Source organism: uncultured Aquincola sp. (assembly GCF_964001545.1).
GTDB lineage: Bacteria > Pseudomonadota > Gammaproteobacteria > Burkholderiales > Burkholderiaceae_C > Aquincola.
This window is the reverse complement of the sequence record NZ_CAXFDV010000528.1, coordinates 1-10,740: the sequence shown is the minus strand read 5'-3', so window position 1 is coordinate 10,740 and position 10,740 is coordinate 1. Positions and strand designations below refer to the sequence as shown.

Sequence of the window (10,740 nt, the reverse complement as noted above, 5' to 3'; positions counted from 1 at the left end):
TCATGCGCCAGATCGGCCGCGACGGCAACTACAAGAGCGACCTGCCCGACTTCATGGTGTTCCTCGACTGGAAGCAGCTGCCCTGGCACTGGGCGCTGAGCGATTCGTTCGTCGCGCAGATGCTGCTGGTGCTGCTGGTGCCCGGGCTGCTGGCCTTTGTGTTCGGCTTCTTTGCTTTCCGCTCGCGCATCAAGGGCGTGTACTTCTCCATCATCACGCAGGCCATGACCTTCGCGGCGATGCTGCTGTTCTTCCGCAATGAGACCGGCTTCGGCGGCAACAACGGCTTCACCGACTTCAAGCGCATCCTCGACCTGCCCATCGCCACGCCGACCACCCGCATCACGCTGTTCGTGCTCACCGGGCTGGTGCTCATCGGCTTTTACCTGATGGCGCGCTGGATCGTGAACAGCAAGTACGGCCGCGTGCTGCAGGCCATCCGCGACGCCGAGACGCGGGTGATGTTCACCGGCTACGACCCGCTGGCCTACAAGCTCAGCATCTGGACGCTGTCGGCCGTGATGTGCGCGGTGGCCGGTGCCTTGTACGTGCCGCAGGTGGGCATCATCAACCCGAGTGAGATGACGCCGGCCGCCAGCATCGAGATCGCAATCTGGGCCGCTGTGGGTGGCCGCGCCACGCTGATCGGCCCCATCGTCGGCGCCTTCTTCGTCAACGGCGCCAAGAGCTGGTTCACCGTGGCCTTCCCCGAGGTGTGGCTGTATTTCCTGGGCGCCCTCTTCATCGCCGTCACGCTGTTCCTGCCGCAGGGCATCGTGGGGCTGTTCCGCAAGTTCAAGAAGGAGGCCGGCCAATGACGCCCGATCTGATGGAAGCCGGCAGCCAACTGCGGCAGGCGCATGAGCAGCGGGTCCACAACGTCGGCGGCTCCGGCGGCGAAGCCAGCTACGGCCGCGTGGCCCGCGCGGGCGTGCCCGAGTTTGCGCAGGGCGTGGCGCTGTACGTGGACGACATCACTGTCAGCTTCGACGGCTTCCGGGCGCTCAACGCGCTGTCGCTCACCATCAACGTGGGCGAGCTGCGCTGCATCATCGGCCCCAACGGCGCCGGCAAGACCACGATGATGGACGTGATCACCGGCAAGACGCGGCCCGACAAGGGCAAGGTGTTCTTCGGCTCCAACATCGACCTGCTGCGCCTGCGCGAGAACGACATCGCGCAGATCGGCATCGGCCGCAAGTTCCAGAAGCCCACGGTGTACGAAGAGCTGAGCGTCTTCGAGAACCTGGAGCTGGCGCTGAAGGCCGACCGCCGCGTGCGCGCCAGCGTGTTCTCGCGCCTGACGGGCGCCCAGCTCGACCGCATCGGCGAGATCCTGGCGCTGATCCACCTGAAGGACGCGGCCCAGCGCACCGCCGGCCTGCTGAGCCACGGCCAAAAGCAGTGGCTGGAGATCGGCATGCTGCTGATGCAGGACCCCAAGCTGCTGCTGCTGGACGAGCCGGTGGCCGGCATGACCGACGAAGAAACCGAGCGCACGGCCGAGCTGTTCCTGTCGCTGGAGGGCCAGCACTCGCTGGTGGTGGTGGAGCACGACATGAAGTTCGTCGACCAGCTGACCGAGGGCCGCAAGACCGTGACGGTGCTGCATGAAGGCAGCGTGCTGGCCGAGGGCCTGCTGCGCGATGTGCAGGCCAACGACAAGGTGGTCGAGGTTTATTTGGGGCGCTAGCCATGTTGCAAGTCGAAGGCCTGAACCAGTACTACGGCGGTTCGCACATCCTGCGCAACCTGTCGTTCGAAGCGAAGATCGGCGAGGTGACCGTCATCCTCGGCCGCAACGGCGTGGGCAAGACCACGCTGCTCAAGAGCCTGATGGGCGTGGTGCCGATCAAGACCGGCAGCATCAAGCTCGACGGGCAGGAGATGGGCAAGGAAAAGCCGTACGAGCGCGTCAAGCGCGGCGTGGGCTATGTGCCCCAGGGCCGCGAGATCTTCGGCCGGCTGACGGTGGAGGACAACCTGCGCATGGGCCTGGCCTACAAGAGCGGCAGCGTGCCGGTGCCGGCCGAGATCTTCGAGCTGTTTCCGGTGCTCAAGCAGATGATCCACCGCCGCGGCGGCGACCTGTCGGGCGGGCAGCAGCAGCAGCTGGCCATCGGCCGTGCGCTGGCGGCCGGCCCCAAGCTGCTGATCCTGGACGAACCCACCGAGGGCATCCAGCCCAGCATCATCAAGGACATCGGCCGCGTGATCCGCATGCTTGCCGACCGCGGCAACATGGCCATCGTGCTGGTGGAGCAGTACTACGACTTTGCCGAGGAACTGGCCGACCAGTACCTGGTGATGGAGCGCGGCGAAATCATCGCCCGCGGCCGCGGCGCCGACATGCAGGCCAACGGCGTGCGCGAGCTGATGTCGATCTAAAGCCGCGGCCGCGCAACCCGCCCGGCGTGTGGCGACCTGTACTCAGGGCGCCGGGTGCATCGTCTCGCGCTGGTGCTGCAGCAGGCCCGCCACTGCGATCAGCGGCAGGCTGCACTCCACCACCTCTTCCAGCGCCGAGAAGATGGTGTCCACCTGGTCGGACAGGTGCACGCCGAAGTCTTCGGCCAGGATCGCGAAGCTGCGGTCGATGACCTTGGTGACCACCAGCGTGACGAAGAAGATGGCCACCGTGATGGCCAGCGGCCGCGCCTGGCGCAGGCCCTGCCACAGCGGGCGGGCGTGGCGCGCCAGCAGCCACAGCGCGGTGCCGGCGATCACCGCCAGGATGGGCAGCGCCACCAGCTTCTGGTGCAGCGGGTGATCGTTCAGGTAGAAGCTGACCTTGAGCACGCTCGTGCCGGTGAAGGCCTTGTGCAGGTCCTGCTCACGCGCGGCAAACGCCAGCAGCATCACCGTCAATGCCAGCCGGGTGCCGGCGCCCTGCAGCGGGCGCTGCACGCACCACAGCGCCACCGCGGCAAACAGGTACAGCAGCGTGGTCAGCAGCTCGACCGGGCCTTCTTCGTGGATCAGGTCCAGCACCGTGGCGCGGGGCAGGCATTCGGCCCACAGCAGGGCCACCGCCACCGCCAGCAGCGGGGCCCACAGGCCGGCCCAGCGCAGCGTGGCATCGGCACAGGAGTCAGAAGCCCAGCCGGCGGGCTTGTCCAGGGAATGTTGCGAATTCATCGTGCAGACATCAAACCGTCATCCTAATCGCCGTAACCAGAACGTACCTGGCGTGGGGCCAAAGGGGTGACGGCAAGCAGCTTGCCTGCCGATACCATCGCCCCCATACGGAGAACCTCATAGCCATGGAACAGAAAACCGCGTTTCCCCGCCTGGTGGGAGACATCGGCGGCACCAATGCCCGCTTCGCCATCTGCGAATCGGCCGACACCCCACCCAGCCATGTGGCGGCCCTGAAGGGTGAGGAGTTCCCGACGCTGCAGGCCGCCATGCGCAGCTACCTGGACCGCCTGGGTCTGCCCCAGCCGCGCAACTGCGCCATCGGCATCGCCAACCCGGTGGACGGCGACCACCTGCAGATGACCAACCACACCTGGGGCTTCTCGATCGAGGCGGTGCGCCAGGAATTCGGCTTCGACCGCTTCGTGGTGGTGAACGACTTCGTGGCCCTGGCGCTGGCGCTGCCGGCGCTCAAGCCCAGCGAGCTCAAGCCGGTGGGCGGCGGAACCGCGGTGCCCGGCGCCACGCTGGGCCTGGTGGGCGCGGGCACCGGCCTGGGCGTGGCCTCGCTGGCCTTCACACGCAAGGGCGAAGCGGTGGCCGTGGGCGGCGAGGGCGGCCATGTCTCGCTGGCGCCCGCCACCGCGGAAGAGGCGGCGGTGATCGCCAGCCTGCAGCGCCGTTTCGGCCATGCCTCGGCCGAGCGGGCGGTGTCCGGCCCCGGCCTGGTGAACCTGTACCAGGCGCTGGGCGAGGTGCGCCAGCAGGCGGCGCCGCTGCAGGAGCCGGCGGCGGTGCTGTCGGCCGCGATGGGCGGCGCTGACGTGCTGGCCGCCGCGGCGCTGGACATGTTCTGCGCCTTCCTGGGCAGCGTGGCCGGCAACCTGGCGCTCACGGTGGCGGCGCGCGGCGGCCTGTACATCGGCGGCGGCATCGTGCCCCGCATGGGCGAAGCCTTCGCCCGCTCACCCTTCCGCGAGCGCTTCGAGGCCAAGGGCCGCTTCCAGGGCTACCTCAGCCAGATCCCCTGCTGGGTGATCGATGCGCAGCAGTCGCCGGCGCTGCTCGGCGCTTCAAGGGCGCTCGACGCCGCCTGATCCTTGTCAGGTGCTCAGGTCCGCCAGATGCGGGGCGGCGGGGCGTCCATCTGCCAGGCGCTGCGGCGCCAGGCGGTCCACACCCGCAGCAGCAACTGCTGAGCCGGCTCCACCCGCGGCGCCAGCACGCGCAGCACCACGGCTTCGGCATGCGGTGAGGTGGCGCCGGCGGTGGCCGCCAGGGCCGAGTCTTCGCACACCTCGCGCGCGGCCTGCAGCATCGCCTCGCGGCGTGCGGGCGGCAGCGGGCTGCCGGCCGCGAACCACATCGTGGCCACCACCTTGTGGCCAGCCAGACCCAGCGGTGAATCCAGCAACCGGCGGTCGTCGGCCGCCAGCGTGGCGCGCTCCAGCCACACGCCGGGCAGCTCCAGATGCGTGCGAAAGCGCCCCCGCTCGAAGGCCTGACCGGTGGCCGGCAGACCCAGCGCCAGCACGTCCCAGCCCATCATCTCGGCGCCAGGGGCCAGCGCAAAGCGCATGCGGTTCTCGGCCTCGCAGCCGCTGTAGGCGATGGCTTCCAGCGGCAGCCATTCCAGCCGCGCACCGTCGGCCACGTCGATGGCGGTGCTCTGCAACGCCGGCTCACCCGCGCTGCGGTAAAAGCGCGTGGCCCCGGGCGTGGTCAGCACCGCATGCGTGCCGGCGGCCAGCCGCGCATCCAGCCGCAGCACGTCGCCACCCACCACGCCGCCGGGCGGATGCACCAGCACGTGGTGGCAGATGCCCGGCCCCTCGGGGTACAGCCGCTGCAGCACCCGCAGCGGCCCTTCGTGGCGGTCCAGCGCAATGGTGCGCTCGCCATCGCGGGTGTAGTGCAGATCGAGGTGACCGGTCCAGGCCATGCGGGTGTGCTGTGCAGAAAGGCCGGCACTGTAACCCCAGGTCCGAATGCCCTGCTGCGGTGCAGCAAAGCTGTCACGGAAGTTGCTTAGGGTATGCCCTGTGGTGTGCAGCCGGGCCAAGACCCGACGCCGCTGCGAGGTGTCCCCGCATTTCTACAGGGAGTTGTCGTCATGCATCAGCGGATTCTGTTCACGGTCATCGGCGCCCTTTTGGCTGCCTTGTCGGCCCACGCATCGGCGCAGGGCGCCAGCACCAGCACCGCCACGGCGGCCACCGCGGTCGCCGCAGCCACCACCGCTCCGGCGGCCGAGTCGCGCGCGTCGAACGCCCCTGCGGCGGGCAGCGACCTCGCGCTGCTGTTCGGCGGCCTCGGCGCCATCGGCTTCGTCAGCCTGCGCCGCGGCCGCTTCGAAGGCTGAAGCAGGGGCCGACCCGGGCACAGCCCGGGTCTTGGGGGTCACCAGGTTCCGCCGGGCCGCCCCAAGGAACCTGCGCCCCCTCGGGGGGCCGACCCGGGCCATGCCCGGGTCTTGGGGGCAAACGTCAATATTCCCAGAAGATCCGCTGCAGCTCAGCGGTCGTCTGCGCCTTGGTCAGCGCCACGGCGGCCAGGATCTTGGCCTTCTGGGGGTTCAGGTCGTGGGCCACCACCCAGTCGTACTTGTCGTCGGGCTGCTCGGCGTTGCGCAGCACGATGCCGTCGGCCACGCGGCTGGAGCGGATGACCATCACGCCCTTGTCGCGGATGGACTTGAGCTTGTCCACCGCATAGTTGGGCACCGAGCCGTTGCCCGTGCCGGCGTTGATGATGGCCTTGACGCCCGGCGCGGCGGCCGCGTCGTACAGCGCCATGTTCATGCTGCCCGAGCCATAGACGATGGACACTTCCGGCAGCGCATCGATGGTGTCGATGTCGAACTCGGAGTTCACGGTGTGGCGCTTGGCCAGGCTGCGGAACCAGTAGGTCTTGCCTTCCACCACCATGCCCAGCGCGCCCCATTGGCTGCCGAAGGCGCTGGTCTTGACGTTCACGCGCTTGGCCGCATCACGGCCCGACAGGATGTCGTCGGCCATGGTCACCAGCACGCCCTTGCCCTTGGCGCTGGGTGATGCCGCCACCACCACGGCGTCGTACAGGTTCAGCATGCCGTCGGCCGACATCGCGCTGCCCGGCCGCATGGAGCCGACCACCACGATGGGCTTGTCGCTCTTGATCACCAGGTTCAGGAAGAAGGCGGTTTCTTCCAGCGTGTCGGTGCCGTGGGTCACCACCACGCCATTGACTTCCGGGTCCTTCAGCAGCGCCGAGACGCGCTTGCCCAGGGTCACCAGCTTGTCGTTGGTGAAGCTCTCGGAAGCGATCTGGAAGGCCTGCTCGCCGCGGACGTTGGCCACGCTGGCCAGCTCGGGCACGCCGGCGATCAGCTTGTCCACCGGCACCTTGGCGGCCTGGTAGGTGGCGCTGTTGAGCGCCGAGGCGCCGGCACCGGCGATGGTGCCGCCGGTGGCGACGATCACCACGGTGGGCTTGGCCGTCTGGGCCAGGGCCGGCAAGCCGGCGAAGGCGGTGGCCGCCAGCAGCGCGGCGCAGGCGGCGCGCAGGCCGCGGGTCATGGGTTTCATGCAGGGTTCTCCTCTTGGTTGTGAAAAAACCAGCGGGAGTAGATGCGAGAAACGGGCCCGGATGGATACCGATCCGGCATTCACGCTGTCCCAAAGTGCATGGAGTTGGTGCGCCTCAGCGCGGCGCGGTGGTCACCAGGTCGCCGTCCAGTGGGGCGATGCTGCCGCAGGCATCGGGCTCGTAGCCGGCCAGCTGGCGCACCGCCTCGCGGTAGGCGTCGCTGCGGATCACGGCCAGCATGGCCTGCACCCGCGGTTGCTGCAGGGCCGCCGGCCGGCAGGCCAGGAAGTAGCGCTCGGCCTGCACCGGGATGAATTCCAGCCCGAAGCGGCGCGCCGCCGTCTCCACGCCGAAGGCCACGTCGGCCATGCCGCTGGCCACGTAGGCGGCCACCGCGGCATGGGTGTGCTCGCCCTGCTCATAACCGGCGATGCGGCTGCCGTCCAGGCCCCGCTGGGCCAGCAGCAGGTCCAGCAGCAGCCGGGTGCCCGAGCCGCGTTCGCGGTTGATGAAGCGCACGTCGGGCCGCAGCAGGTCGTCCACCGCGTACACCCGTCGCGGGTTGCCGGCCGGCACCATCAGGCCCTGGCGGCGCAGCACCAGGTGGATGGCGCGCAGGTCGCCACTGAGCCAGCGGGCATGGTGGGCCAGCACCTGGGCGCCCAGCGGGCCCACCGGCAGGTGCAGGCCGGCCACGTCGCAGGCGCCACCATGCACCGCGGCGGCGGCCTGCTCGCTGTTGCAGTACTTGATCTCCAGCGGTTGCTGCGCCGCTTCCAGCTGGTGGGCCAGCTGTTCCACCGCAAAGCCGTGGCTGGCCCACAGGCGCAGGGCGCCGCTGCTGGGGGCCAGTAGCGTGTGCAGCTCGGCCTCCAGTTCAGACGCCAGGCTTTCCAGCACCGGCGACAGCCGCGCGCCAATGCGCCGGTCGGCCCACACCAGGGTGCGTGCCAGCGGCGTCAGCGCCGAGCCCTTGCCGCGCTGCATCTGCAGCAGCGGCGCGCCCAGCACCGACTCGGCCTCGCGCAGCAGCTTCCAGGCGTGTCGGTAGCTGCCGCCTTCTTTCTCGCAGGCTGCGGCCAGGCTGCCGTGGTCTTCCACCAGCGACAGCAAGGCCAGCACCTTGGCCGGCAGCTCACGGCCTTCGGCATTGCGGATGTTCCAGTGCGGGCGGATGGAGACGTGCAGCACGATGGCGGGCGTGGGGGGCTATGCTGGCCGGGCAGTTTAGTCACATGACCCCGATGCCCATGACCGCGCCCCTGCCTGCCGACACCGATGACCTGCCCGCCCACCAGTCGGTGGACGTGTGGCGCTGCCGGCTGGGTGACGACGGGCAGGTGCACCAGCAGGCCGAAGAAGACGAGGTGGTGAGCGAACTGCCGGTGGCGCTGACCTTCAACGGCTTGTCGCATGCGGTGATGATGGCCACGCCCACCGAGCTGGAGGCGATGGCGCTGGGCTTTGCCCTGTCCGAAGGGCTGATCGCATCACCGGCCCAGTGCTACGGCATGGAGCTGAGCACCGGCCAGCTGGGCTGCGAGGTGGCGCTGGAAGTGGCGCAGCAGGCCTTCGTGCAACTGAAGCAGCGGCGCCGCGCGATGGAAGGGCGCAGCGGCTGTGGCCTGTGCGGCGTCGACAGCCTGGCCGCGCTGGACCTGCAGCCCGAGCCCTTGCCGCCCACACCGCCGGTGCCGCTGGCCGCGGTGCTGCGGGCCATGGGCCAGCTGGCCGAGCACCAGCCCACCAACCGGGCCACCGGCGGCTGCCATGCCGCCGGCTGGGCCATGCCCGACGGCACGCTGCAGTGGGCGATGGAAGACGTGGGCCGCCACAACGCGCTGGACAAGCTGATCGGCCGGCTGGCGCAGCGGCGGCTGCTGGGCACGCCGGGGTTCGTGGTGATGTCCAGCCGCGCCAGCTACGAGCTGGTGCGCAAGTGCGCCCGCGTGGGCATCGGCACCCTGGCCACGGTGTCGGCGCCCAGCACGCTGGCGGTGCGCATCGCGCAGCAGGCCGGGCTGGTGCTATGGGGCTTCAGCCGCGGCCGGCAGGCGGTGCGTTATGCGGGCGGCTCGCCCGAGGTGGCGCCGGGCACCGCCGGCTGAGCGGGCTGCGCCGTCTCCTGCAGCACCAGGGTCGGCCGCTTCCACAGCGGCAGCCCGGCCGCCGGCAGCGCCTGCAGGATCTTGAACAGCAGCGCGCTCTTGACGCCATAGCTTTGCCGCGGCGAGCTGACGAAGCCGGTGGCGTTGAACACCACGTTGCCCGCCGCGTCCACGCCGTCCAGCTGCACGTTGGGTGCGGGCGTGTCCAGCACGTCGGGGTGGTCGACGAAGGCCTGCAGCAGGATCTCGCGCGCGCGCTCGGTGTCGGTGTCCAGCGGCATCGGCAGCTTGATCTGCACCAGGCCCTGCGGGCTCTGGTGCGTTACGTTGCGAACCACCTTGGTGATGAACTCCGAGTTGGGCACGATCACCGTCGAGCGGTCGCCCATCTGGATCTCGGTGGCACGCACGTTGATGCGGCGGATGTCGCCTTCCACCCCGCCCAGCGCCACCCAGTCGCCCACCTTCACCGGCCGCTCGGCCAGCAGGATCAGGCCCGAGACGAAGTTGCTGACCACCGCCTGCAGACCGAAGCCGATGCCCACCGACAGCGCACTGGCGATCCAGGCCACCTTGTCCAGCGCCAGGCCGATGGCCGACAGCCCCAGGCCGATGGACACCACCGTGCCCAGAAAGCCCAGCAACGTGGCCACCGAGGCGCGCATGCCTTCGTCCAGCGAGGTGGTGGGCAGGAAGCGGTCGGAAAACCAGTGCTTGACCGCCCGCAGCACCACCGTGGCCAGCAGGAACACCAGCACCGCCTGCAGCACCGCCGTGGGCCGCAGCTGCAGCTCGCCCACGGTGATGCCGTTGCGCAGCTGGTCGGTGCGGCGCAGCAGGTCGGCCGGGCCTTCGCCAAAGGGCGCCAGCACCAGCACCAGGGCCACCAGTGCCGTGGTCAGCCGCAGCGCGCCCGACAGCAGCACCGCTGCCTGCCGGCGCAGGCGGCTGCCTGGCGTCTGGCCCTCGGCAGCTTCGTCGGCGGCGGCGGCGCGGGTGCCCAGCCAGGCGGTGGCCACGTCGTCGATCAGCGCGTCCAGCACGAAGGCCGTCATCGCCAGCACCGCGATCCAGCTCACCTGCCGCACCACGAAAGCGCCCAGCGCCACATAGCCCACCAGGATGGCCAGCACGCTGGCGGCCAGCAGCGTGCGCGCGAAAAAGAGCGCCAGCGTCATCCACGCGGGGCGCGGCAGGTATTCGTGCTCGTCGCGCACCGCATGCGAATGCAGGCGCAGCCGCTCGCCGCGGCGCACGGTGTGGGCCAGCAGCAGGCCCAGCAGCAGCGCATACACGCCGTTGATGGCCACTTCGGTGGCCAGGCTGGTCTGCACCTGCGTGCCCACCCGCTGCACCACCCAGCCGATGAAGATCAGCGCGCCGATGTAGGTGGGATGCCAGCGCAGGCCGGTGGCCACGTCGTCGGGCAGCGGCAGCAGCCGCCATGAAGGCCGCCTGGCCGCCAGCAGCGCCGAGCCGATGCCGGCCACATAGGCCGAAAAGCACATCGCGCCCACCATGCTGCCCAGCAGCTCGCGCAGCGGATCGGCATCGGGCAGCGTCCACACGATGCCGCGCATCACCGCATAAGCGGCCAGGCCGGGCACCAGCATGGCCAGCAGCGCCTGCGCCACCGCATACAGCGAGCGGCGCACCCGGCCCGAAGGCGTGCGCTCGGCCGTCAGCGCCACCAGCCGGGCGCTGAGCCAGCGCCGCAGGCCGAACACCACCAGCACCATTGCGCACAGGCCGGCCCACGCACCGGCCGGCGTGGCCGCCGCGGCCGTGGCCAGCGTGCCGCCCAGCTGCTGCAGCCGCTGCAGGTCGCGCGGGGCATTGAGCCGCAGTTCGGCCCAGAACGAGGGCGAGAGGATGGAGTCGGTGCGCTCGAACAGCGCGGCGCGGAAACGGTCGCGTCGCTCGTCGG

11 protein-coding genes are annotated in these 10,740 nt (G+C 70.0%); 6 read left to right on the top strand and 5 right to left on the bottom strand.

Going from position 1 to position 10,740, the window contains the following annotated elements; translation table 11 throughout:
• The 3 genes from urtC to urtE form a co-directional block, all read left to right on the top strand.
• On the top strand, positions 1-818 hold an 818-nt coding region (gene urtC / locus ABNT58_RS18205; protein ID WP_348754858.1), incomplete at its 5' end, for an urea ABC transporter permease subunit UrtC.
• Positions 815-1,693 (top strand): urea ABC transporter ATP-binding protein UrtD, encoded by an 879-nt coding sequence (urtD, locus tag ABNT58_RS18200; protein ID WP_348754857.1) that lies wholly within the window; start codon positions 815-817, stop codon positions 1,691-1,693. The genes urtC and urtD, both read left to right, overlap by 4 nt.
• 2 nt (positions 1,694-1,695) lie before the next feature.
• Positions 1,696-2,388 (top strand): urea ABC transporter ATP-binding subunit UrtE, encoded by a 693-nt coding sequence (gene urtE / locus ABNT58_RS18195; RefSeq protein ID WP_250196561.1) that lies wholly within the window; start codon positions 1,696-1,698, stop codon positions 2,386-2,388.
• A gap of 42 nt (positions 2,389-2,430) precedes the next feature.
• On the opposite strand, the gene ABNT58_RS18190 is transcribed toward urtE, so the two are convergent.
• On the bottom strand, positions 2,431-3,138 hold the full coding sequence (locus ABNT58_RS18190) for a hypothetical protein (RefSeq protein WP_348754856.1): 708 nt from the start codon (positions 3,136-3,138) through the stop codon (positions 2,431-2,433).
• A 125-nt stretch (positions 3,139-3,263) separates the two neighbouring features.
• Here ABNT58_RS18190 and glk point away from each other — a divergent pair, with 125 nt between their 5' ends.
• Complete coding sequence (gene glk / locus ABNT58_RS18185; RefSeq protein ID WP_348754855.1) at positions 3,264-4,235, top strand: glucokinase; 972 nt, start codon at positions 3,264-3,266, stop codon at positions 4,233-4,235.
• 14 nt (positions 4,236-4,249) lie between these two features.
• Here the strand turns inward: glk and ABNT58_RS18180 are convergent, their stop codons facing one another.
• Positions 4,250-5,080, bottom strand: coding sequence for an urease accessory protein UreD (locus ABNT58_RS18180; RefSeq protein WP_348754854.1), 831 nt, complete (start codon positions 5,078-5,080; stop codon positions 4,250-4,252).
• 171 nt (positions 5,081-5,251) lie between these two features.
• On the opposite strand from ABNT58_RS18180, the gene ABNT58_RS18175 reads away from it, so the two are divergent.
• The gene (locus tag ABNT58_RS18175) at positions 5,252-5,500 is read left to right on the top strand and encodes a hypothetical protein (protein WP_348754853.1); all 249 of its coding nucleotides are present in this window, start codon (positions 5,252-5,254) and stop codon (positions 5,498-5,500) included.
• 124 nt (positions 5,501-5,624) lie between these two features.
• On the opposite strand, the gene ABNT58_RS18170 is transcribed toward ABNT58_RS18175, so the two are convergent.
• Complete coding sequence (locus ABNT58_RS18170; protein WP_348754859.1) at positions 5,625-6,695, bottom strand: asparaginase; 1,071 nt, start codon at positions 6,693-6,695, stop codon at positions 5,625-5,627.
• A 124-nt stretch (positions 6,696-6,819) separates the two neighbouring features.
• Positions 6,820-7,896, bottom strand: coding sequence for a substrate-binding domain-containing protein (locus ABNT58_RS18165; RefSeq protein WP_348754852.1), 1,077 nt, complete (start codon positions 7,894-7,896; stop codon positions 6,820-6,822).
• A gap of 59 nt (positions 7,897-7,955) precedes the next feature.
• Here ABNT58_RS18165 and fdhD point away from each other — a divergent pair, with 59 nt between their 5' ends.
• Complete coding sequence (gene fdhD / locus ABNT58_RS18160) at positions 7,956-8,813, top strand: formate dehydrogenase accessory sulfurtransferase FdhD (RefSeq protein ID WP_348754851.1); 858 nt, start codon at positions 7,956-7,958, stop codon at positions 8,811-8,813.
• Here fdhD and ABNT58_RS18155 read toward each other — a convergent pair.
• A partial coding sequence (locus tag ABNT58_RS18155) for a DUF3772 domain-containing protein (protein WP_348754850.1) occupies positions 8,768-10,740 on the bottom strand: 1,973 nt, incomplete at its 5' end. The genes fdhD and ABNT58_RS18155 overlap by 46 nt on opposite strands.